Genomic DNA, 22,077 nt, shown 5'->3' with positions numbered 1-22,077 from the left:
CAAACGGAGGTGATTTGTGCGCCATGTGCTCGTGGGGGCATGCTTTGCGTTGCTGCCGGTCATGGTGGCAGCACAGGATACCGGGCTGTTCTCGATGGAGAGCCGTCAGGATGGTCGCGCGTGGGAAGCGGTTGGCCGTCTCGAACTTGCCGGCCGCGCGTTTTGCACGGGGTCGCTGATCTCGCCCAAGATGGTGCTGACCGCCGCGCATTGCCTTTACGATGACGCGGGCGCTTTGCTTGCGCCCGAAGATATTCAGTTTCTGGCGGGCTGGCGCAATGGTCGGGCCGCCGCGTATCGCCGTGTCCGGCGCGCCGTCGCGCATCCGGAGTATGACTTTGCCGCCGCGCCGAGCTCGGACCGGGTGTATCACGATATCGCGGTGATCGAATTGCAGCATCCCGTGCGCAACACGACGATCATCCCCTTCGTCACCGGTGAACGCCCCCCCATCGGCGAGAGTGTCGGCGTCGTATCCTACGCCCACAACCGATCCGAAGCGCCCTCGATGCAGGACACCTGCGAGGTGATCTCGGCGCAGGCCACGGTGGTGATCATGTCCTGTTCGGTGGATTTCGGCAGCTCCGGCTCACCAGTTTTCGCCTTCCGCTCGGACGGTCCGAGAATTGTCTCGATAGTGTCCTCTAAAGCGCGAAGCGGCGATCAGCCGGTTTCGCTTGGCGCGCCGCTGGATCAGCAGATCGACGAAATCCTGTCGGTGATGAAAGACGGCGCCGGCTTTGAAGAGGGATCGGTCTTTCGACCCTTCCGCGCCGAAGACGGTGCGCGCAAGAACACGGGTGCGAAATTCGTGCGTCCCGTCGGGTCGTCGGACCTCTTGAAACCCTGATCAACCTTCCCACATTTATCGCGTCGGGATGCCCAATCGGGGCCCGACATCGTTAACCGAGCCTGTCCACACTGGAAGGCTTGTCACAACTGGTATCGCTCAATGGAGGATGACCTATGCGAGGATATGATTTCGCACCGCTTTACCGCGCAACCGTCGGCTTTGACCAAATCGCCGATCTCATGGACCGGGTTCTGACCAACGAGGTCAGCCAGCCCACCTACCCGCCTTACAACATCGAAAAAACCGCAGATGATGCCTATCGCATCTCGATCGCCGTCGCCGGATTCTCGGATGACGATCTGACCGTCGAGGTCAAGGATGGGGCCCTTCACGTGTCCGCCAAAAAGGTGGACGAGGACGAGGACCGCACCTTCTTGCATCGCGGCATCGCCACCCGCGCGTTCCAGCGCCGGTTCCATCTGGCCGACCATGTCCGCGTCGTGGGCGCGAGCCATGAGAACGGCATGCTGCATATCGACCTCGAGCGCGAGATCCCCGAAGCGTTGAAACCGCGCCGGATTGAAATTGCGAAGGCAGATGCGATCGAAAAGGATGTGGTGGACGCGAAAGCGGTCAATTAAGCCGCGCGGATTTCGAACGTCCGACTGGGTTTCGTGACCGAGACCCGGATTGAAAAGAACAAGGCCCGGCAGGACGCTGCCGGGCCTTTTTTTGGGCGGGGCTGAGACCCTTTGAAGGGTCTCGTGCGATTTTTTCGAAAAATCGCCGCCTCAGACGCTGAGGCAGACGTATTTCATCTCAAGGAATTCCTCGATCCCGTGATGGCTGCCCTCCCGGCCGAGGCCCGATTGCTTGACGCCGCCGAACGGGGCCACTTCGGTCGAGATGATGCCCGTATTGACCCCGACGATCCCGTATTCCAGCGCCTCAGCCACCTTGTAGACGCGGCTGAGGTCCTTGGCGTAGAAATAGCTGGCAAGGCCGAAGATCGTATCATTTGCCAGCGCGATCACGTCATCCTCGGTCTCGAACTTGAAAAGCGGGGCGAGCGGGCCGAAGGTTTCCTCGGTCGAGAATTTCATGTCCGGCGTGGCCCCCGTGACGATGGCAGGGGCAAAGAAATTGCCCCTGAGGTTGTGCTCTTTCTCGCCGAGGATCACATCTGCGCCCTTGGATTTGGCGTCATCGATATGCTCCTGCACCTTTTCAAGCGCCTCGGAATTGATCAGCGGGCCAAGATCCGTGCCCGCCTCAAGGCCATCCCCGACTTTCATCTTCGAGACCTTGTCCTTCAGCTTGCGGGCAAACTCGTCATACACACCGGCCTGCACGTAGATGCGGTTGGCGCAGACGCAAGTCTGCCCGTTGTTGCGGAACTTGCACATGATCGCGCCATCGACGGCGGCGTCGATATCGGCATCGTCGAACACGATGAACGGTGCGTTGCCACCAAGCTCCATCGAACATTTCATGACCTGGTCAGCGGCCTGGCGCAGCAGGATGCGACCCACTTCGGTCGAGCCGGTGAAGGTGATCTTGCGCACTGCCGGGTTCTCGCACATTTCCTTGCCGACTTCGGACGACGAGGATGACGGCACGACGTTGAACACGCCCGCCGGGATACCCGCCCGTTCGGCCAGCACGCCAAGTACGATGGCCGACAGCGGCGTTTCGGCGGCGGGGCGGGCAACAAAGCTGCACCCGGCGGCCAGCGCCGGGCCGGCCTTGCGGGTGATCATGGCGGTGGGGAAATTCCACGGCGTGATCGAGCCGACAACGCCGATGGGCTGCTTCATCACCATGATGCGCTTGTCGCGCTGGTGGCCGGGGATGGTTTCGCCGTAGACGCGTTTGGCCTCTTCGGCGAAGAACTCGACGAAGGACGCGCCGTAGCCGATTTCGCCCTTTGCTTCGGTCAGGGGCTTGCCCTGCTCGGCGGTCAGGATCGTGGCGAGATCGTCCTGGTTCTCCATCATCAGGTCGAACCATTTGCGCAGCACGGCGGCGCGTTCCTTGCCGGTCCACTTGGCCCACTCCTTCTGCGCGGTCTCGGCCGCTGCGATGGCTTTTGCGACCTGCGCGCGCGACAGGTCCGCGACCTCGGCAATGGTGTCGCGGCGGGCCGGGTTGTCGACGGCGAAGGTGCCATCGTCCCCGTCGATCCATTCGCCGTTTACATAGGCACGGGTTTCCAGCAGCGACGGGTCCTTGAGCAAGCTGGCGAGATTTGTTGTCTGGTCAAGCATGGGATCCCTCCGGTTTTATGCTGACAAAGGTGGAACACTTGATAGATGCAATGGCAAGGGCTGTTGAGCAGGAGGCGCGCCGTGGACTGGGACGACGCATACGCAAATTCGAAACACATTCCGGACGGAGATACTTACCCGATCCGGTGGCAGGCGGACGCGGATGCGTTTCGTCAACGCATGTCCGTTCTCGGGCGCGCGCGCCTTGGGGTGATGTATGGGCACGGAACGCGCGAGATCGTGGATCTGTTCCTGCCCGATGGCAAGCCGAAAGGGATCGTCGTCTTTGTCCACGGCGGCTACTGGCGGCAGGGCGACGGGTCGATGTGGTCGCATTTTGCGCAGGGCGCGCTGGATCACGGATGGGCGGTTGCGATGCCCACCTATGATTTGTGTCCCCGCGTCCGGATCGCAGACATCACGCGGCAGGTGGCCAACGCGATTACGGTGATCGCACGCGAAGTGGAGGGTCCGATCCGTCTCGCCGGTCATTCGGCGGGCGGGCAGCTTGTCGCACGGATGCTGGAAAAGGGCGTTCTGCCCGAAGACGTGCTGGCGCGCGTCGTGAAATGCGTTCCGATCTCTCCGATCGCGGACCTGCGCCCGCTGATGCACACGGTGATGAATCGGGACTTCAAACTAGACATGGCAGCGGCTGAGGCGGAAAGCCCGGTGCTGATGTCCCCGCCATCCGTCCCGGTGACGGTCTGGGTGGGCGGCGGCGAGCGGCCCGTGTTCCTCCATCAGGCGCAATGGCTGGCCGATGCATGGGAATGTGAGCGGGTCATCGACCCCGGCAAGCATCATTTTGACGTGATAAATGGCATGACACAGGCCGACAGCCCCTTGATGCAGGCAATTCTCGGAGGCGCTTCTTGACACTCCGCCGAATTCGGCAAGAGCTTTGCCGTGCGGCATGTCTTTTTCGGACCTCGATCTGACTGAAAGAGACAGGCCCTGCCGTTCAGACCCGTGCGACGGTCGCCGGGAAGGAGTCGACTGCGATGCGTTATTCAGGTTTCCGCGTGATCAAGGAAGCGCTCACCGGCCATCGCGGCTGGGGACCGGCGTGGCGTGATCCTGACCCGCAGCCCGCGTATGATTATGTCGTGATCGGCGGCGGCGGGCATGGTTTGGCAACGGCCTATTACCTTGCCAAGGAATTCAAGCAGTCGCGGATCGCCGTGCTTGAAAAGGGCTGGATCGGCGGCGGCAACGTTGGGCGGAACACCACGATTGTGCGGTCGAACTACCTGCTGGATGGCAATGAGCCATTTTACGAATTTTCGCTTAAGCTTTGGGAGGGGCTGGAGCAGGACTTGAACTACAACGCGATGATGAGCCAGCGCGGGATCATCAACCTGATGCATTCCGACGCCCAGCGCGACGCCTATATCCGGCGCGGTAACGCGATGATCCTGAACGGCGCGGATGCGCAGCTTCTGGATCAGAAACAGGTGTTGGAGAAGTATCCGTTCCTCAACGTGAAGAACGCCCGTTTCCCTGTGATGGGCGGGTTGCTTCAGGCGCGGGCCGGCACCGCGCGGCACGATGCGGTGGCCTGGGGGTATGCACGGGCCGCCGATCAGCGCGGTGTGGACATCATTCAGAATTGCGAAGTTACGGGTTTCAGGATCGAAGGTGGAAGGGTTCAGGGGGTCGAGACCACCCGCGGCTATATCGGCGCAGAGAAAGTCGGTGTTTGTGTCGCCGGATCGTCGTCGCGGGTCATGGCCTATGCCGGGATGCGTCTGCCGATCGAAAGCCATGTCTTGCAGGCGTTCGTGTCCGAAGGTCTGAAACCCGTCCTGCCCGGTGTCATCACCTTTGGCGCGGGCCATTTCTATTGCAGCCAGTCCGACAAGGGCGGTCTGGTGTTCGGCGGCAATATCGACGGCTACAATTCCTACGCCTCACGCGGCAACCTGCCGATGGTCGAGGACGTGATGGAAGAAGCCATCGCCATGTTCCCGATGCTCGGTCGCGCGCGACTTTTGCGGTCGTGGGGCGGGATCATGGATATGTCGATGGACGGCACGCCGATCATCGACAAGACCCATATCGACGGGCTCTATTTCAACGGTGGCTGGTGCTATGGCGGGTTCAAGGCCACACCCGCCTCGGGCTTTGTCTATGCGCATCTGCTGGCCACCGACACACCGCACGACACCGCCACCGCGTTCCGGCTGGACCGGTTTCATACCGGGCACATGGTCGACGAAAAAGGGGTGGGCAATCAGCCCAATCTGCACTGATGATCATCAACCATCCGATCCTTGGCCCGCGCGATTCCAGCGAATTCGTCTATCTGGGCGATGCGTGCCTCATCAACCGCCCCGACTGGCAGGCCGAGGATGCGCTGGAGCAATTCATCGACTACGGCCACACCCGCGATAACCCGGCGGGTTTGCATCGCGAACTTTGGTATCACGAACAAGGCGACCGATCGTGGCTTGTCGTGACGCGCAACACGGTCACGCATGAAATCACGCAGGTGGAGCTTGCCCGCGATGTGGCCCGGGCAGAGGGGCGGTCGAAATGAGCCAGAAAAACCGTTTGGACGGTGGGCTGATCGACCGGTCCGAAACCCTGTCCTTCCGTTTTGACGACACCTATTACAAGGGACACAAGGGCGATACGCTCGCCTCGGCGCTGCTGGCAAATGGCGTGCGCCTCATGGGCCGGTCGTTCAAGTACCACCGCCCGCGTGGGCCGATGACTGCCGGGTCGGAAGAGCCGAACGCGATTGTCGAGCTGCGTGAAGGGGCGCGCAAGGAACCCAACATCCGCGCAACCACAGCGGAGCTTTATGACGGCCTGCGCGCCAATTCGCAGAACCGATGGCCGTCGCTGAAATTCGACGCGATGGAGGTCAACGACCTGCTGTCGAATTTCTTTGCCGCCGGGTTCTACTACAAGACCTTCATGTGGCCCGCCGCATTCTGGGAAAAGGTCTACGAGCCGATCATCCGCCGTGCCGCCGGTCTGGGGTCGCTCAGCACTCAGGACGATCCCGACAGCTACGACAAGGGCTTCCTGCATTGTGACCTGCTTATCATCGGCGGCGGTCCTGCCGGGTTGGCGGCCGCCTTGACGGCCGGGGAAAGCGGTGCGCGGGTGATTTTGTGTGACGAGGATTTCCTGATCGGCGGGCGGCTGAACCTCGAAACCCACGCGCTTGGCGACAAGTCCGGCACCGAATGGGCGGCGGAGAGTGTTGCGCGGTTGCAGACGATGCCGAATGTCCGCGTCATGCCCCGCACCACCGTCATCGGCGCCTTCGACCACGGCATCTACGGCGCGGTGGAGCGTGTCAGCGACCACCTGCCCGTGCCGCCGGAGGGCAAACCCAGGCAAATCCTCTGGCGCATCACCTCGAAGCGCGCGCTGCTCTGCGCCGGAACCACCGAACGGCCCATTGTGTTCGAAAACAACGACCGCCCCGGCATCATGCAGGCCAGCGCACTCCGCGCCTATGCGAACCGCTGGGCCGTGACGCCCGCGCAGCAAGTGGCGATCTTTACCAACAACGATGACGGCCATCGCACCGCGACCGACCTAATTGCCAAGGGGGTCGAGGTCGTCTCGGTCATCGACACCCGCGCCGATGCGCCCGCGTCTTCCGACTACGAGGTGATCGCCGGTGGCATCATCGACCAGACATGGGGTCGCCTTGGCCTGACCCGGATCGAGGTCAGGATGCCCAAGGGAGGTATTCGCCGGATCACGTGCGGGGCGCTGGGTGTGTCCGGCGGGTGGAATCCGAACGTGCATCTCACCTGTCATCAGGGGGGTCGCCCGGTCTGGAACGAGGCGCTTGCCGCCTTTGTGCCCGGCGAAACGCTGCCGCCGGGCATGAGTGTTGCGGGGGCCGCCAAGGGCGTCTTCTCCACCCACGGCGCGCTACATTCGGGCGCGGATGAGGCCAAGGCCATTCTGTCCGATCTGGGTATCAAAACCAAAGCCGCCACGTTGCCCGAGGCCGAAGACACCCCGGTGAACATCACCCCCTTCTGGCACGTCAAAACCGCCAAGCGCGCCTGGGTGGACCAGCAGAACGACGTGACCGCCAAGGACATCAAGCTGGCGCATCAGGAAAACTACGTCTCGGTCGAGCATCTGAAGCGCTACACGACGCTGGGCATGGCGACCGATCAGGGCAAGACGTCGAATGTGGCCGGTCTTGCGATCATGGCCGAAGTTGCCGGCAAACAGATCCCCGAGGTCGGCACAACGATGTTCCGCCCGCCTTACACGCCCACCGCGATGGGCGTGTTCGCAGGCCGCGCTTGGGGCAAGGACACCCGGCCCACGCGCCTGACACCCAGCCACACATGGGCAGAGGAACAGGGCGCGGTGTTTACCGAAGCGGGGCTCTGGCTGCGTGCGCAGTGGTTCCCGCAGCCGGGCGAGACCCATTGGCGGCAAAGCTGCGACCGCGAGGTGCTTCAAACCCGCAAGTCGGTCGGCATCTGCGACGTGACCTCGCTCGGCAAGATCGACGTGCAGGGCGCGGATGCTGCCGACTTCCTCAACAAGGTCTACTGCAACGGTTTCGCCAAACTTCCCGTCGGCAAGGTGCGCTATGGCCTGATGCTGCGCGAGGACGGAATCGTCATGGATGACGGCACCGCCGCGCGGCTGGCCGAGGATCATTTCGTCGTCACGACGACGACCGCCAAGGCCGTACCGGTCTACCGCCATCTCGAATTCGTGCGCCAATGCCTTTACCCGGACATGGACGTGCAGTTGATCTCCACGACCGAAGCCTGGGCGCAATTCGCGGTTGCTGGGCCGAACTCACGCGCGCTGCTCGAGAAGATCGTCGATCCGGGCGTTGACCTGTCCAACGACGCCTTCCCGTTCATGGCCTGCGCGGAAATTACCATCTGCGGCGGCCTCCGCGCGCGGTTGTTCCGCATCTCGTTCTCGGGTGAGTTGGCTTATGAAATCGCCGTGCCGACCCGCTATGGTGACGCGCTGGTGCGTCGCCTGATGCAGGCCGGTGAGGAATTTGGCGCAGTGCCATATGGGCTTGAAGCCTTGAATGTCATGCGCATCGAAAAAGGCCACGTGACGGCAAACGAACTGAACGGGACCACCACCGCGTTGAACCTTGGGATGGGGAGGATGGTGTCGAAGGCCAAGGATTCGATCGGATCGAAACTGTCGGAACGACCGGGCCTGAATGAACCCGACGCGCTGAAACTCGTCGGATTGAAACAGGTGAACTCGGATCACTCCGTGCCCGCCGGTGCGCATCTGATGACTAAGGGCACCAAGGTCACGGCAACCAACGATCAGGGCTACGTGACCTCGGCCTGCTATTCGCCCAATCTGGGCCACCACATTGCCCTCGGCTTCTTGAAATCGGGCGACACCCGCATCGGCGAGGTGATCCGCCTTGTCAGCCCATTGACCGGCGTCGATCACGATGTCGAAGTGGTCAGCCCACATTTCCTCGATCCCGAAGGAGACCGTCTGCGTGCATGATCTCGCCCCCCTTTGTGCCCTTGGCGGCAGCGATCCGCAAGTCGATACCGTGGCCGATGTGACCCTGACGGAAAACCCCGGTCTGGCGCTGGCGTCGGTCGCGGCGCGGCTTGGGCAAGAGGATGCGTGCCGCGCGCATTTGAGCGACCTGCTCGACGGGCAGGTCCCCGAGCCTGGCAAAACCGTTCTGCGCGATCCAGAAGCGTCGTTCTGGATGGGGCCGGATCAATGGATGGTCGGTGCACCGATTGCGACGCATGAGGATTTGGCCCGGCACTTGAAGTCGCGTTTCGGCGCCACCGCCGCAATCACCGACCAGACCGATGCGTGGGTCTGTTTCGATATGCGTGGGGACGGGATTGAAGACGTGATCCGGCTATGCGCGAATATCGACATCGACCGTATGCAGACCGGCGACGCCCAGCGCACAGTTATACATTACATGGGGGTCTACGTCCTGCGGCGCGATCCGTCGAACTGGCTGCGCATCCTCGGGCCGCGGTCTTCGGCAAAGTCGCTGCACCATGCGCTGGTGACGGCCATGCATGCCGCTCTTTAACACACACAGGGAACCAATCGTTCGGAGTTGCGTTTCAACCCATTAACGAAAGCAATACCGCGCGTCGGGATATAGTATGTCAATTCGGCCCGCGTCGGCCTTTTCCTCCGGCGCTGATAGTCTTGCCCAGCGCGCGCGACCGGCGGTCATTGCCTTGACGATTACCAAACACGCGCCGATCTTCGTGATCCTCTGCCTTCCCCCCGCCCTATGGGCACTGCTCGAGGGCGCAAACGATTTTGCGCTGACGCTTTTTGTGCCGTCATTTGTTGCCGCCGCCTTGTTCGCAGCGGCTTACCGGACATCGCTGCCGGATGACCTTCGCCGGATCGAAGCGCTCATTACAGTCGCGCTGGTGATGTTTCTGGGCGCAATAATCTGCACGCCCGCCTTCGTTAGTCTCGGCATGCCAATCCACGCAGCCTTTTTCGAATCCATGAGCGGCGTGACCACAACCGGCCATTCCGTCGCTGCGAGCACCGCGGATTGGCCCTTCGCCGCGCATTTCCTGCGGTCCTGGACCCAATGGTGTGGTGGTCTGGTCATGGCCACAGCCGTTCTCGCACTTCTCCTTCCCGCGGGCGTTCCAACCCAGAGGCTCGGGCGCGCCGGCATCGATCAGGGAGACCGCATCTCCTCGACCCGAGCTCAGGCACGACAATTACTGGGCGTCTATTTTGGCCTGACCGTTATCATGGCCATCCTCACGATGATCGTCATTCCGGACTGGCGTGAAGGGCTTGTGCTGACGCTGTCGGGCATTTCAACCGCAGGCTTCGCCCCGCGCCCGGACAGTCTTGCATCATACTCCCCGCTGGGCCAAGGCATCGTCATGGTGTCCTGCGTGATCGGATCGGTGTCGCTGCTCACCTTTGTCATGCTGTTCCAGCGCAAACCCGAAGAGGCGTGGCAACTCGGGTCGGTGCGTCGCGTCCTGATCGCACTTGCGGGTCTCTGCGGCGCCTATGCAGGACTTATGGTGTTGACCGGCACCACCTCCGTGGGCGTGATCTACCGAGAGTTGCTCAATCTCATCTCGGGCCTGACAACGACCGGGTATTCCACTGGTCCCATGCCGACATTCAGCCCGGCGCTGGTGATCCTGATGATCGCGATGTTGATCGGAGGAGATGTCGGTTCCACGTCCGGCGGCTTCAAGATCGCGCGCTTCGGGATTTTGCTGCGCACTGTGATCCACGCCATGCGCGATGCCCGCTTGCCACGACGGGCGGTCAATCCACTGATGGAGAACGGCAAGAAGGTCGAGCCGGAGACTCTGATCAGCTTGCTGGCTTTGCTGTCGCTCTACTCGACCGCGCTGTTTCTGCTATGGTTGCAAAGTCTCGCCCATGGCTTGCCGGCTCTTCCGGCGCTCTTCGACATCGTCTCGACCCTGTCGACGGTCGGTCTTTCCAGCGGTGTCGTGAACGCCGATCTGCCACCCGACCTCATTCTGAGCCTGACCTTCGCCATGTGGCTCGGACGGCTGGAATTTATCGCGGTGCTTGTGCTGCTTGCACCGAGAACCTGGCGAAAAAGGAGCTGACCTATGCGAGTTGTCATTCTCGGCGCGTCGCGTTTCGGCGAGGCCATCGCGGATAAGCTGATCGGTGAAAACCATGAAGTCGTATTGATCGACCGGGATCGGGATCGTCTGGAAAAATTGTCCGAACGGCTTGATTGCGGGATGATCGAAGGCGATGGAACCATGCCGTCTGTGTTGCAGGATACGTTCCGCGACGAAAAAGATGCCTTTATCGCCGTTACAAATGCGTCGGAAGACAACATTCTTGCAGCGCTGGTCGCGCGCTCGGTCGGCTTTGGCCGGGTGATCCCGCAACTCGTGTCATCGCAACTGGTCACGGTGTGCCACCAGTTGGAACTCCATGACACCATCAACCCTCACGCCACCGTTGCCGAAAGCATCGCCGATGCGCTCGAGGACGAGGTCGCGCTCGACAGCGAAGCGCTCAAGAACGAGCTGTGCCTGAAACGCCTGGCGGTACCGAACCGATTGGCCGGGAAAACCTTCGGCGCGCTAGACTTGCCTGAAAACGTCATGGGAGTTGCCCTGGTCCGGGGCGAGCACGAAAAGCTCTTGTCCGATGAACAGGAGCTTTCCGAGGGGGACTACCTGTTGCTGGCAGCCGCCCGCGATCAGGTCGAAGCGCTGACCGATATGTTCGCCGAAGAATAAACATGATCGTGAGCGCGCGGAACAAGTCCCGCCACTATGGGTTCTTCCTCGGTGAAAGGAGACCATCATGACTGCAGAATTTCTCGTACCTCTTCTGGCCCTGATGACCCTGTTGGCCTTCACCATCTTTGCTCTGGTCAGCAAAAAGCGCACGGAAGAAAAGCTTCATAATCCGAACGCGGACAAGTCGCATCTCGCGAAGGACGCGCCGGATTCGTAGCACCATTAACCGCCAGACAGCAAAAAAGCGCGCCCGGATCAGGGTGCGCTTTTTTTGTGCGGTGCCTTATTCGGGATGAACGGACCCCGGTGAGAACGGCTGGTACTCGAACGACACGCTCAGGCTGTACACGTCGTCCCCCTCATCGTAGCGAAGATCCCCGTTCAGCTGACTGGCGAACGCCATGATCAGGCGCTTGCCCAGCCCATTTCCCACCGGAGGTCGCGCGGTCGGATCAATCGTGTTTTCGATCTTCAGACAAACTTGGGTCTTCTCGCCTTCTGTGACTTCCCTGAGGCTCACCTTCACGTGGAAAACCCCTTCCGATGTCGGCCCACCGTATTTGAACGCATTTGACAAAGCTTCCGTGGCGATCATGGCCAGCGGGCTGGTCTGGTCTGGCAACAAGGTCACCGGGTCGAGATCAAGTGCGATGTCGACAGAGTGATCGGCAACGACAGCGGCCGATCTGACCTGCTCCACAAGATCTTTCACAAGAAAGTCGAACCGAATTTCCGTGAGCGACGGCTCTTGGTAGAGCGCCCGGTGCACAGAAGCGAGGCTGGTCACGCGGTCCTGGAATTGACGCAGCGCCGAAACCGCTTCGGGGCTGGACAACTGGCGGACCTGCATGTTGATGATGGACGAGATCAGCTGAAGGTTGTTCTTGACCCGGTGGTGCACCTCTTTCAGCAAGACCTCACGCTCGAAGACCGCGTTCTCGAGATCGGCCTCATCCCGCAACAACTGGTCCGCCATCGCTTCGAACGTCCCGTTGATGGTCTGGATCTCGCTCGGTGCCGTGGCGATCTTTTCCGATGTCACCACATCACGATGCTTGGCGAAGCGGCGCATGCGACGGCCCAGATCGCGGATATGGCGCAGCACCAACCGGTTGAGCGACGTCACCGCGACCGCGATACCCACAAGCCACATGAGGAAGGGGAACAGCAACGTCGATGCGGTGAACCAAGTCGACGTGGTACGTTGCAGAGCCGTGCGGCCCCAACTGCCCAGGGCGTAAACCTCTCCCGGAAGGATTGGCACGACCGAGATCAGACGCTGCTCGCCAAGCGGCGTTGTCGCGGTGAAGAAGGTGTCGTCCTGATTGACGAACCCTTCCAGCGCAAGGCCCTGCGGGATGTAATCCAGGATCGGTCCGCTCGGCGTGAAGCTCGACAGTGTTTCACCGAACTTGTTGAACGTCACCAAGGCGACGTCCCCGTCGACACCAAGGCTGGAGTCCGGTTGAACCAATGGTTCCGTCTGGAAAGAGATCGACACGAACCCCAGAAATTCACCGTCTTCATCGAACGCCGGATAGGCCACGATAATCACCGGCAGCCGACTGGCCGCGCCGCGCGGGTTGAACGAGATGTAGGGTTCCGGGTTCGCGAAAAGCTCGGCCGTGCGCGCGTTCGGGGGGCTTTGAAACGCGGCGCCAGTGCTGTTGCATCGCGACATCGACCCCGGCACCATTAGCCCGGCAAAGGCAAGCCGCGGATTTGTGTCGAGCACGCGCTGCATGACGGCGATACACGCCTCGGTGCTGAGGTCGGTCGCACCGATCATATCCGCAAGTGTGCGCGCCGTTCCCATCTTGTCGAACAAAGCACGCCGCTCGGGCTCGACAAGGGCGCTGGTGCGCGCGTGGATCGACGCTTCGAGATTGTCATTGGTGACATGCAACGCGCGCCACGTCTGGCCCATGGCGACAAGACCGATCGGCAAAAGCGCCAGCGACAACAGGAACGCAATGCGCACGACAAGGCTTTGGCTTAACGACTTCGCGTCGCCAACCCGATACTGGTCTTCTGACGTGTTTGAAAAACCGTCCGTCATGTCAATCTGACGACGATCCGCACAATGTCGTCCGCGCCTAAGCGGTCGATTGCTTCGCGAAGCCATGTGCTATTCGCCGGTGCCGTCATCGGTGACATGATTCTGTGCCTGTTGTATTTATTAAGGATCCCACTGCGCAACGTCTTATCATGCGACTTGTTCCGCTGATATTGATGAGAAATTCGTGAACTGGTGACATTTTATTCTTTCTTTGTGTCCAGTTGGACGAAAAGGTCGAGACCCGCGCTTCTGGTGTTTCGGGACCAGTGTCTCTAACACTTGCGACAATACTGTGCCGATAAACGGGTGATCCTTGGTCAAACTCACGCAAAATCCGCACCGGACCTCGGACATTCAGGAGAAAGTCCTCGAAGTCGCCATCGGCCGCGAAGTGCGTGCGTTTCGCAAGCAGCAGAACCTGACCGTGGCCGATCTGTCGCGGCAAACCGACATTTCGGTCGGGATGCTCTCGAAGATCGAAAACGGCAACACCTCCCCGTCGCTGACAACGCTACAGTCCTTGGCCAACGCCCTGTCTGTGCCCCTGACCGCCTTCTTTCGCGGGTTCGAGGAAAAGCGAGAAGCCGTGCACACACCAGCGGGCGAAGGGCTGACCATCGAACGCGAGGGCACGCGGGCGGGGCATCAGTACAACCTTCTTGGGCACATCGGTGCCAACACCAGCGGCGTGATCGTGGAGCCTTACCTGATCGTTCTCACCTCTGAATCGGACACATTCCAGACGTTCCAGCACGACGGGATCGAGACCATTTTCATGCTCGAAGGGGCTATCGATTATCGGCACGGGGCAAAGATCTACCCGCTGCGTCCGGGCGACACCCTGTTTTTCGAAGCCGACGCACCGCATGGGCCAGAGACGCTTGTCGAATTGCCGGCACGGTATCTGTCGATCATCAGCTACGCGCAGAGCTGAAACTTTAGGCAGATACATATTTCCTCAGAGGAATTTTTAATTCCCTTTATTGTCGGCTTGGTCCGGCAGTGTTATCCAACGCCATCGCTTTTCACTCAATGCAGAAGGACCGCGGTGATGTGTGGAATCGTCGGATTGTTCCTCAAGGATCCCTCGCTCGAACCTCAGCTTGGGTCGCTCTTGACGGATATGCTCATCACCATGACCGATCGCGGCCCGGACAGCGCGGGGATCGCGATTTATTCGGAAGATGACGCAAACATTTCCAAGCTGACAGTCCAGTCCGAGACACCGGATCAGGCCTTCGCCACGCTCGAAGACGATCTGAGCACCGCGCTTGGAACCCCCGTTTCCCTGCGCCGAAAAGACACCCACGCGGTCATCGAAATTCCCCGCGGCCAACTGGCTCCAGCCCGGGCCGCACTCGCCGCGATCACCCCCGAGGTCAGGATCATGTCATCCGGCGATACGGTGGAGATCTACAAAGAAGTCGGCCTGCCCAAGGACGTCGCGGCGCGGTTTGATCTGCGGTCGATGGCGGGCACGCATGGCATCGGTCACACCCGCATGGCGACCGAGTCACTGGTGACGACCATGGGCGCGCACCCGTTCAACACCGGCCCGGACCAATGCCTTGTCCACAACGGGTCGCTGTCCAACCACAACCGCCTTCGCCGCAAGCTGCAACGCGAGGGCATCCATATCGAGACCGAGAACGACACCGAAGTCGGCGCGGCTTACATCACATGGCGCATGCAGAATGGCGCGACTCTGGGCGAAGCGCTGGACAGCGCGCTGCACGATCTGGACGGTTTCTTCACCTTCGTCGTTGGCACCAAGGACGGGTTCGGCGTTGTGCGCGACCCCATTGCCTGCAAACCGGCGGTGATGGCGGAAACGGATCAATACGTGGCCTTCGGGTCCGAATATCGCGCGCTGGTGAACCTGCCGGGCATCGACCAGGCCCGAGTTTGGGAACCGGAACCCGCCACCGTCTATTTCTGGAGCCATGCCGACACGTCGACCCCGACAGAAAAGGCCGCCTGACATGCAGACCATCGACATGGAAACCACCCCGCTGCGCGACCTGAACGCCGCGTTGCAGGCGCAGGCCGAACAGACGAACCAGACCGCGTGGGAGATCGTGAACCCCAAGGGCAGCCACGCGATTGCCGTCGGTCTGGACGCGCCGATCGAAGTGACGGTCAAAGGTTCCACCGGCTATTACTGCGCAGGGATGAACAAGCAGGCGACGGTACACGTCACCGGGTCCGCCGGGCCGGGCGTGGCCGAGAACATGATGTCCGGCACGGTCATCATCGACGGGGACGCATCGCAATACGCGGGCGCGACCGGGCATGGCGGGACGCTGATTATCAAAGGCAACGCGTCGTCCCGCTGCGGGATCTCGATGAAGGGGATCGACATCATCGTGCATGGCAATGTCGGGCATATGTCGGCCTTCATGGCGCAGTCGGGGAACCTCGTCGTGTGCGGCGATGCGGGCGATGCGTTGGGCGACTCGATCTACGAAGCGCGGCTCTTCGTGCGCGGGTCGGTCAAATCGCTTGGCGCGGATTGCATCGAGAAGGAAATGCGTGACGAGCATATTTCGATGCTCGCCGAACTATTGGCGCGCGGCGAATGTGAGGCCAAACCGGAAGAGTTCAAACGGTACGGGTCGGCCCGCCAATTGTACAATTTTCACCCCGACAACGCGTATTGAGGAGCCTGCGATGAAAGACCTGCCAAACGGCGCACCGCGCACGGTGCCGATCCAGTCCGCGACCTTCAGCAACCCCGTAAACGCCGAAATCCGCCGCGCGGCGGCGACAGGCATCTACGACATTCGCGGCGGTGGCGCGAAACGGAAAGTGCCGCATTTCGACGACCTGCTGTTTTTGGGCGCGTCCATCTCGCGCTATCCTTTGGAGGGGTATCGCGAGGCGTGCGACACCTCCGTTACGCTGGGAACGCGCTATGCGAAGACCCCGATCAAGCTCGATATCCCAATCACCATCGCGGGCATGAGTTTCGGCGCGTTGTCCGGTCCCGCGAAAGAGGCACTCGGCCGCGGCGCGACGCTCGCCGGCACGTCAACCACCACCGGCGACGGCGGCATGACGCAAGAGGAGCGCGGCCATTCCAAGACGCTGGTCTACCAGTACCTGCCGTCCCGCTACGGCATGAACCCCGACGACCTGCGCAAGGCGGATGCCATCGAAATCGTCGTCGGCCAGGGGGCAAAGCCCGGTGGCGGCGGGATGCTCTTGGGTCAAAAGATCACCGACCGCGTGGCACAAATGCGCAACCTGCCCAAGGGCATCGACCAGCGATCGGCCTGCCGCCACCCGGATTGGACCGGGCCGGACGACCTCGAGATCAAGATCCTCGAACTGCGCGAAATTACCGGATGGAAAGTCCCGATCTACATCAAGATCGGCGGCGCACGGCCCTATTTCGACACGACTCTTGCGGTCAAGGCCGGGGCGGATGTGGTGGTTCTGGACGGCATGCAGGGCGGCACGGCGGCGACGCAGGATGTGTTCATCGAACATGTCGGGATGCCGACGCTGGCCTGTATCCGCGAAGCGGTGCGCGCGCTCGAAGACCTTGGAATGCACCGCGAGGTGCAGCTGATCGTGTCGGGCGGCATCCGCACCGGGGCCGACGTGGCCAAATGCATGGCCTTGGGGGCCGATGCCGTATCCATCGGCACTGCCGCGCTGATCGCGCTCGGTGACAACGATCCCAAATGGGAAGACGAGTACCAGAAACTCGGCACCACCGCCGGGGCCTATGACGACTGGCACGAAGGCAACGACCCCGCAGGCATCAGTACGCAGGACCCGGAACTCGCTTCACGACTCGACCCGGTCGAAGGCGGGCGGCGGCTGAACAACTACCTCAAGGTCATGACGCTTGAGGCGCAAACCATCGCGCGCGCCTGCGGCAAAAACAAGCTGCACAATCTCGAACCCGAAGATCTCTGCGCGCTGACGATGGAGGCAGCGGCGATGGCCAAGGTGCCGCTGGCGGGCACCGATTGGTGGCCCGGTAAGCCCGGCACGACATTCTGAAACACACATAGGCGCAGCCCCAAAGCTGCGCCTTTTTCATAACGACAAACAGGGACCGGACCGCATGACCACAGATCTCGCCAAATTCGCCAAGGACACCGGCGTTAAATACTTCATGATTTCCTTCACCGACTTGTTCGGAGGCCAACGCGCCAAGCTGGTCCCGGCACAGGCCATCGCGGATATGCAGGAAGACGGCGCTGGCTTTGCAGGCTTCGCCACATGGCTCGACATGACGCCCGCCCATCCCGACATGCTGGCGGTGCCAGACCCATCATCGGTCATCCAGCTGCCTTGGAAACCCGAAGTCGCCTGGGTCGCTGCAAACTGCGTGATGGAAGGCGAAGACGTCGCCCAGACCCCTCGCAACGTGCTGCGACGTTTGATCGACGAGGCGGTGGGCGAAGGTCTGCACATCAAGACCGGGGTAGAGGCCGAATTCTTCTTGCTCACCCCCGAAGGTGACCAGATCAGCGATCCCTTCGATACCGCCGAAAAGCCCTGCTACGACCAACAGGCGGTGATGCGCCGCTATGACGTCGTGCGCGAGATTTGCGATTACATGCTCGAGCTTGGCTGGGGGCCGTACCAGAACGACCATGAGGATGCGAATGGCCAGTTCGAGATGAATTGGGATTTCGACGATGCCCTGAAGACCGCCGACAAACACTCGTTCTTCAAGTTCATGACCAAATCCGTCGCTGAGAAACACGGCTTCCGCGCGACCTTCATGCCAAAGCCTGTTGAGGGTCTGACCGGTAACGGCTGCCATGTGCACGTGTCGGTTTGGGATGCGCCGGGAGAAAAGGCCAGGACCAACGTCTTCGCGGGCGACGGCGAAGGGCCGACCGGCGAGGTCGGCCTGTCGGAACGCGGCAAGCATTTCCTTGGCGGGATCATGAAACACGCCAGCGCGCTGGCCGCGATCACCAATCCCACCGTGAACAGCTACAAACGGATCAACGCGCCGCGCACCGTGTCTGGCGCCACCTGGGCCCCAAACACGGTCACGTGGACCGGCAACAACCGCACCCATATGGTGCGGGTTCCGGGGCCGGGGCGGTTTGAGTTGCGGTTGGCCGACGGTGCGGCGAACCCGTATCTGCTGCAAGCGGTCATCATCGCGGCGGGTCTGTCGGGCATCCGCTCCAAGGCCGATCCGGGCAAGCGGTATGACATCGATATGTATGCCGAAGGCCACAAGGTGCGCGGTGCGCCGCAACTGCCGCTCAACATGCTCGATGCGCTGCGCGCCTATGACAAGGACAAGGCATTGAAAGCGGCGATGGGAGAAGAGTTCTCTTCTGCCTTCGTGAACCTCAAGACGCAGGAATGGAATTCCTACGTGTCGCATTTCACCCAGTGGGAAAAGGACAACACGCTGGACATCTGACTTAGGACTTGCCGCAGTCGGGATTTCGGGCAAGGTGCGTTACACCTGCATACGATTGCATAAGGCCCGCCATGCCCGGCTTCCAACCCGAAAAACAGCTTGTCCGCGACTATTACGTGGCGCTTTCCAGCCCGGAAGACCCCGCACAGGTCATGTCGCGCTTCTGCCATCCCGACCTGATCTGGCGCGGCTATCATCCGGTCGACCTGCTGACCGGCCCCGAGGCGGTCGCGACGCAATTCTGGCACCCGATCAAAACAGCGCTCACGTCGTTGCAGCGCCGCACTGATCTGTTCTTCGCCGGGCGCAACCACATGGCCGAGGATGGCGCGGTCTGGGTCGCGTCGATGGGGCACCTCATGGGGCTTTTCGATGCGCCGCTCTGGGGCGTGCGGCCCACCCGCAAGATCGCGATGCTGCGCTTCGGGGCCTTCCACAAGATCGAAGATAGCAGGATCACCGAAGAGGCGATGTATTTCGATCTGCCCCACCTGATGATGCAGGCCGGGCAAAACCCCTTTGGCCCGCAGACCGGCGCGCATCTCGTGCAGCCGGGGCCGGTGACGCACGAAGGCTTGCTCTACGCCGATGCGCCGGAGGCCGAGAGCGCAGCAACCCTGCACGCCATCAACGCGATGGTCGGCGATCTGGGCGACTGGAACCTGGGCCTGCCGCTGGAAGAGGAACTGCGCCGCACCTGGCACGAGGACATGATCTGGTGGGGTCCTGCCGGCATCGGCGCCACCTACACGATCCCGCGCTATGCCGAGCAACATTCCGGGCCGTTTCGCAACAGTTTTACCAATCGGTCAAAAACCGGCCACCTCTGTCGCATGGCCGAAGGACGTTTCGGAGGGTTCTTCGGCTGGCCCAACTTCACCGCCGAATTCACCGGCGGCTTCATGGGGATGCCTGCCACCGGCAAACGGGTCGAATTTCGAGTGATCGACTTCTACCGCCGCGACGGTGAAAAGCTGGCCGAGAACTGGATCTTCATTGACCTGCTGCACCTCTGGGCGCAACAGGGTGTCGATCTGTTGGAACGGACCACCGGGATAGGCTGAGACCCTACGAAGGGTCTCATGCGTTTCTTCGAAGAAACGCGCCTACTGCACCGGGAAGTAATCCTCGCAATCGCCATCGCGGTAGACGTCCGCCGTGCAGCAATGCAGGCCCCCGCCGAACGCGTAGGCGTCGCGAAGCTCGACCGGGATCACCTCCATTCCCAGCTTGTCCATCTGCTCCATCTGGTAGACCTCAGACGCCTCGACGCAGACGGTCTTGGGGTCGAGCACCAGCACGTTCATCGACAGCCATGTCGAGGAATAACACAGCGGCGGCGGGGTGTTATGCGCGGGCTGAGCGGCGTCGACGATCTCCCAATCGTTTTTCTGAAAATAGGCGCGCTGTTCCTCGGGCAAACGACGGTTCGGGTTGTTCAGGATCAGGCCGGGGCGCAGCGGAGTGAACGTCGCGTCGATATGGATCGGGTATGGATCGCCGGGGAAGTTCACGGCACGCACGCGGTGGTCGGGGAAGTGACGGCGCAGCCATTCGATGCCCTTGAGGTTCGTGGTGAAGCCATGTTGCACGATCAGGTCCTTGCCAAAGCGAAGCACATCGGCGGCGTCAAACAGCGGCTCTTCCTCGGTGGTGACAAAGAACTTCTCGGCCGTCCACTTGAGGCGCTTTTCGATGCCGATTTTTTCGGACAGGTAGTCGGCGTGGTAATCTGCGTCCGTCAAACGCGGCTTCGGCGCGGCCTCGTGGCGGAACTTGGGATCCTCGTTCCAGTATTGCTGCATCAAGGGCCGGTAGCACAGGTATTCGAACCAGCGGCAGCGATAGGACATGATCGCCTCCAGGATCTCGTGCCCGACGGTCAGCAACACATCGCGCGGCGGCATACACCCGAACTGGCTGTCGGTGTGGAAATCTGGGGTCGTGACCGGGTTGGAGAAATCCGTGGGTGTCGGGCGGTCCACGCGAATGCCACGCTTGCGCAGCATGGCGGCGAAATTGTCCAGAAGCTCGTTCGCACGGTCGATGGTCTCTTGCGGCCGCCGCCCCCACTGGCCGCGCATGTCGCTGTCCTCGGGCACCTTCGCATCCAGTGCCGGTTCCTCGGGCGGGATGTGGCAATCGTCGGCGCGGCCCACGATCACGTGGCGCAGAGTGTCCCATTCATTCCAGCTTTTGACCTGGGTGGTGTCGGGCGACCAATTCATTCGGTGTCTTCCTTGCAGTCGATCTTCAGGTACGGATGACGTACTCTTTCCGGGTGGTTTCGATGACGTTCCACGATCCGGTGAAACCGGGACGGAGGATGAAGCTGTCGCCAGCCTTCAAGTCGTATTCGGTGCCGTCCGCATCGGTGATGATCGAATGCCCGGACAGGATGTGGCAGAACTCCCATTCGTCGTAAGAGATGCGCCAATGGCCAGGCGTCGACTCCCAGATGCCGCAATACAGCCCGTCGCGGTCCTCGTGGTTCCAGGTGCGGAACTTCGGCGCACCCGAGATCAAGCGGTCCTCAGGTGGCGCGTCTTCTTCGGCGTCGGTTGAAGGCAGGACACGCAGGAAAAGGTCGGACATGGGCAACTCCCGGATGCAAGGTTGCGGCAAGGGATGCGCGAGGCGGCCCGGCACGGCAAGTCCAAAGACGACGAAAGGCGTCGCTGGTTCGACGCCTTTGCCTTTTTTACCAAATGGTCAAATTCGGTCAGTTGCCGAAATCGCCGAGCGCTTCGAAATCGATCCGCTCCATCGCGTCCATCAACAACGCTTCGTCATTCCCCTCAACGGTGATCAGGATGCGGTTGTTGACCAGAGCCATCGCCTGCCCGTCATTCAGCGCGACGCGCTGCCGCCCGATCCGCTCCACCTTCATGCCCATCGCAGCGGCATTTGCCACCATACCACCCATCGTGGTCACCATCGCGTTGTCGGCCATCATTGTGACCGAATAATATTGCGAGTTGTCCGGCGAATTGTAGCTCGCGCCCGCGCCCATGCCGCCGCCCATCATGGCCAGACCGGCCTGCATGTCGTTGTCGACCACGCGGGTCCAACCTTCGGGCGCTTCCGGCAGGAACTGTTGGAATGCGTCCGAGCGGAGTTGCATCAACTTCTGGCGTGCAAAATCCAGCTCTTCCAAAGCGTAGGCCACATCCCCGTCATTGTAGGCATCGATTGCCGACTGAAGCGTGTCCGAAATCTCGTCGGCCCGCGCGGCCACCGGAAGCGCCAGGCTGGCGACAAGCACCAGCGATACAATTCTTTTCATTTCAAATTCTCCA

At 61.3% G+C, this 22,077-nt stretch carries 21 protein-coding genes; 16 read left to right on the top strand and 5 right to left on the bottom strand.

Going from position 1 to position 22,077, the window contains the following annotated elements:
* The first annotated feature begins 16 nt into the window (after nt 1–16).
* Together Q1B16_RS09540 and Q1B16_RS09535 are read left to right on the top strand one after the other, a co-directional pair.
* On the top strand, nt 17–850 hold the full coding sequence (locus Q1B16_RS09540; protein ID WP_299787105.1) for a trypsin-like serine protease: 834 nt from the start codon (nt 17–19) through the stop codon (nt 848–850).
* Nucleotides 851–966: 116 nt separating this feature from the next.
* Nucleotides 967–1,434, top strand: a complete 468-nt coding sequence (locus tag Q1B16_RS09535; RefSeq protein WP_299787102.1) for an Hsp20 family protein — start codon at nt 967–969, stop codon at nt 1,432–1,434.
* Nucleotides 1,435–1,584: 150 nt separating this feature from the next.
* Here the strand turns inward: Q1B16_RS09535 and Q1B16_RS09530 are convergent, their stop codons facing one another.
* Nucleotides 1,585–3,060 carry an NAD-dependent succinate-semialdehyde dehydrogenase gene (locus tag Q1B16_RS09530; RefSeq protein ID WP_299787098.1) on the bottom strand — a complete coding sequence of 492 codons (1,476 nt, stop codon included), beginning with the start codon at nt 3,058–3,060 and terminating at the stop codon, nt 1,585–1,587.
* Between the two features lie 81 nt (nt 3,061–3,141).
* Here Q1B16_RS09530 and Q1B16_RS09525 point away from each other — a divergent pair, with 81 nt between their 5' ends.
* The 8 genes from Q1B16_RS09525 (at nt 3,142) to Q1B16_RS09490 (ending at nt 11,529) form a co-directional block, all read left to right on the top strand.
* A complete protein-coding gene (locus tag Q1B16_RS09525; protein ID WP_299787095.1) occupies nt 3,142–3,939 on the top strand; it encodes an alpha/beta hydrolase in 798 nt (265 codons plus the stop codon).
* A gap of 125 nt (nt 3,940–4,064) precedes the next feature.
* On the top strand, nt 4,065–5,315 hold the full coding sequence (locus Q1B16_RS09520; RefSeq protein WP_299787092.1) for a sarcosine oxidase subunit beta family protein: 1,251 nt from the start codon (nt 4,065–4,067) through the stop codon (nt 5,313–5,315).
* A complete protein-coding gene (locus Q1B16_RS09515) occupies nt 5,315–5,602 on the top strand; it encodes a sarcosine oxidase subunit delta (protein ID WP_299787089.1) in 288 nt (95 codons plus the stop codon). The genes Q1B16_RS09520 and Q1B16_RS09515 overlap by 1 nt, the downstream gene beginning before the upstream one ends.
* Nucleotides 5,599–8,553 (top strand): sarcosine oxidase subunit alpha family protein, encoded by a 2,955-nt coding sequence (locus tag Q1B16_RS09510; protein ID WP_299787087.1) that lies wholly within the window; start codon nt 5,599–5,601, stop codon nt 8,551–8,553. Before Q1B16_RS09515 ends, Q1B16_RS09510 begins: the two co-directional genes overlap by 4 nt.
* Nucleotides 8,546–9,112 carry a sarcosine oxidase subunit gamma gene (locus tag Q1B16_RS09505; protein ID WP_299787084.1) on the top strand — a complete coding sequence of 189 codons (567 nt, stop codon included), beginning with the start codon at nt 8,546–8,548 and terminating at the stop codon, nt 9,110–9,112. The genes Q1B16_RS09510 and Q1B16_RS09505 overlap by 8 nt, the downstream gene beginning before the upstream one ends.
* Nucleotides 9,113–9,188: 76 nt before the next feature.
* On the top strand, nt 9,189–10,658 hold the full coding sequence (locus Q1B16_RS09500; RefSeq protein ID WP_299787081.1) for a potassium transporter TrkG: 1,470 nt from the start codon (nt 9,189–9,191) through the stop codon (nt 10,656–10,658).
* A 3-nt stretch (nt 10,659–10,661) separates the two neighbouring features.
* On the top strand, nt 10,662–11,309 hold the full coding sequence (locus Q1B16_RS09495; RefSeq protein ID WP_299787078.1) for an NAD-binding protein: 648 nt from the start codon (nt 10,662–10,664) through the stop codon (nt 11,307–11,309).
* 67 nt (nt 11,310–11,376) lie between these two features.
* Nucleotides 11,377–11,529: a hypothetical protein gene (locus tag Q1B16_RS09490; protein ID WP_299787075.1), complete on the top strand. Its 153-nt coding sequence runs from the start codon at nt 11,377–11,379 to the stop codon at nt 11,527–11,529.
* A gap of 66 nt (nt 11,530–11,595) precedes the next feature.
* Here Q1B16_RS09490 and Q1B16_RS09485 read toward each other — a convergent pair whose 3' ends face one another.
* Nucleotides 11,596–13,371 carry a histidine kinase dimerization/phosphoacceptor domain -containing protein gene (locus Q1B16_RS09485; RefSeq protein WP_299787072.1) on the bottom strand — a complete coding sequence of 592 codons (1,776 nt, stop codon included), beginning with the start codon at nt 13,369–13,371 and terminating at the stop codon, nt 11,596–11,598.
* Between the two features lie 313 nt (nt 13,372–13,684).
* Here Q1B16_RS09485 and Q1B16_RS09480 point away from each other — a divergent pair, with 313 nt between their 5' ends.
* From Q1B16_RS09480 to Q1B16_RS09455, 6 genes are all read left to right on the top strand, one after another.
* Entirely contained in the window at nt 13,685–14,305 is a 621-nt protein-coding gene (locus tag Q1B16_RS09480) for an XRE family transcriptional regulator (RefSeq protein ID WP_299787070.1), read from the top strand.
* A gap of 117 nt (nt 14,306–14,422) precedes the next feature.
* Nucleotides 14,423–15,352 (top strand): glutamine amidotransferase family protein, encoded by a 930-nt coding sequence (locus tag Q1B16_RS09475; RefSeq protein WP_299787067.1) that lies wholly within the window; start codon nt 14,423–14,425, stop codon nt 15,350–15,352.
* 1 nt (nt 15,353) lies between these two features.
* Entirely contained in the window at nt 15,354–16,031 is a 678-nt protein-coding gene (locus Q1B16_RS09470; RefSeq protein ID WP_299787064.1) for a GXGXG domain-containing protein, read from the top strand.
* 10 nt (nt 16,032–16,041) lie between these two features.
* Nucleotides 16,042–17,385: an FMN-binding glutamate synthase family protein gene (locus tag Q1B16_RS09465; protein WP_299787062.1), complete on the top strand. Its 1,344-nt coding sequence runs from the start codon at nt 16,042–16,044 to the stop codon at nt 17,383–17,385.
* A 64-nt stretch (nt 17,386–17,449) separates the two neighbouring features.
* Nucleotides 17,450–18,778 carry a type III glutamate--ammonia ligase gene (gene glnT, locus Q1B16_RS09460; RefSeq protein WP_299787059.1) on the top strand — a complete coding sequence of 443 codons (1,329 nt, stop codon included), beginning with the start codon at nt 17,450–17,452 and terminating at the stop codon, nt 18,776–18,778.
* A gap of 71 nt (nt 18,779–18,849) precedes the next feature.
* Nucleotides 18,850–19,842, top strand: coding sequence for an ester cyclase (locus Q1B16_RS09455; protein WP_299787056.1), 993 nt, complete (start codon nt 18,850–18,852; stop codon nt 19,840–19,842).
* A 42-nt stretch (nt 19,843–19,884) separates the two neighbouring features.
* Here Q1B16_RS09455 and Q1B16_RS09450 read toward each other — a convergent pair whose 3' ends face one another.
* The 3 genes from Q1B16_RS09450 to Q1B16_RS09440 form a co-directional block, all read right to left on the bottom strand.
* Entirely contained in the window at nt 19,885–21,006 is a 1,122-nt protein-coding gene (locus Q1B16_RS09450) for a serine/threonine protein kinase (RefSeq protein WP_299787053.1), read from the bottom strand.
* A gap of 25 nt (nt 21,007–21,031) precedes the next feature.
* Nucleotides 21,032–21,373: a cupin domain-containing protein gene (locus tag Q1B16_RS09445; RefSeq protein WP_299787050.1), complete on the bottom strand. Its 342-nt coding sequence runs from the start codon at nt 21,371–21,373 to the stop codon at nt 21,032–21,034.
* A gap of 127 nt (nt 21,374–21,500) precedes the next feature.
* Complete coding sequence (locus Q1B16_RS09440) at nt 21,501–22,064, bottom strand: hypothetical protein (RefSeq protein ID WP_299787047.1); 564 nt, start codon at nt 22,062–22,064, stop codon at nt 21,501–21,503.
* Between the last annotated feature and the right edge of the window lie 13 nt (nt 22,065–22,077).

This window comes from uncultured Marivita sp. (genome assembly GCF_947488135.1).
In the GTDB taxonomy this organism is placed as follows: domain Bacteria; phylum Pseudomonadota; class Alphaproteobacteria; order Rhodobacterales; family Rhodobacteraceae; genus Marivita.
This window is presented reverse-complemented; position numbering and strand designations above follow the sequence as displayed.

Excerpts from the sequence above, each read along its gene's own strand:
- Q1B16_RS09465 (WP_299787062.1), top strand. The coding sequence starts at position 16,042 with ATGAAAGACCTGCCAAACGGCGCACCGCGCACGGTGCCGATCCAGTCC.
- Q1B16_RS09500 (WP_299787081.1), top strand. The coding sequence starts at position 9,189 with ATGTCAATTCGGCCCGCGTCGGCCTTTTCCTCCGGCGCTGATAGTCTT.
- Q1B16_RS09515 (WP_299787089.1), top strand. The coding sequence starts at position 5,315 with ATGATCATCAACCATCCGATCCTTGGCCCGCGCGATTCCAGCGAATTC.
- Q1B16_RS09450 (WP_299787053.1), bottom strand. The coding sequence starts at position 21,006 with ATGAATTGGTCGCCCGACACCACCCAGGTCAAAAGCTGGAATGAATGG.
- Q1B16_RS09455 (WP_299787056.1), top strand. The coding sequence starts at position 18,850 with ATGCCCGGCTTCCAACCCGAAAAACAGCTTGTCCGCGACTATTACGTG.
- Q1B16_RS09510 (WP_299787087.1), top strand. The coding sequence starts at position 5,599 with ATGAGCCAGAAAAACCGTTTGGACGGTGGGCTGATCGACCGGTCCGAA.
- Q1B16_RS09490 (WP_299787075.1), top strand. The coding sequence starts at position 11,377 with ATGACTGCAGAATTTCTCGTACCTCTTCTGGCCCTGATGACCCTGTTG.
- Q1B16_RS09475 (WP_299787067.1), top strand. The coding sequence starts at position 14,423 with ATGTGTGGAATCGTCGGATTGTTCCTCAAGGATCCCTCGCTCGAACCT.
- Q1B16_RS09485 (WP_299787072.1), bottom strand. The coding sequence starts at position 13,371 with ATGACGGACGGTTTTTCAAACACGTCAGAAGACCAGTATCGGGTTGGC.
- Q1B16_RS09470 (WP_299787064.1), top strand. The coding sequence starts at position 15,354 with ATGCAGACCATCGACATGGAAACCACCCCGCTGCGCGACCTGAACGCC.
- Q1B16_RS09445 (WP_299787050.1), bottom strand. The coding sequence starts at position 21,373 with ATGTCCGACCTTTTCCTGCGTGTCCTGCCTTCAACCGACGCCGAAGAA.
- glnT (WP_299787059.1), top strand. The coding sequence starts at position 17,450 with ATGACCACAGATCTCGCCAAATTCGCCAAGGACACCGGCGTTAAATAC.
- Q1B16_RS09535 (WP_299787102.1), top strand. The coding sequence starts at position 967 with ATGCGAGGATATGATTTCGCACCGCTTTACCGCGCAACCGTCGGCTTT.
- Q1B16_RS09440 (WP_299787047.1), bottom strand. The coding sequence starts at position 22,064 with ATGAAAAGAATTGTATCGCTGGTGCTTGTCGCCAGCCTGGCGCTTCCG.
- Q1B16_RS09495 (WP_299787078.1), top strand. The coding sequence starts at position 10,662 with ATGCGAGTTGTCATTCTCGGCGCGTCGCGTTTCGGCGAGGCCATCGCG.
- Q1B16_RS09520 (WP_299787092.1), top strand. The coding sequence starts at position 4,065 with ATGCGTTATTCAGGTTTCCGCGTGATCAAGGAAGCGCTCACCGGCCAT.
- Q1B16_RS09530 (WP_299787098.1), bottom strand. The coding sequence starts at position 3,060 with ATGCTTGACCAGACAACAAATCTCGCCAGCTTGCTCAAGGACCCGTCG.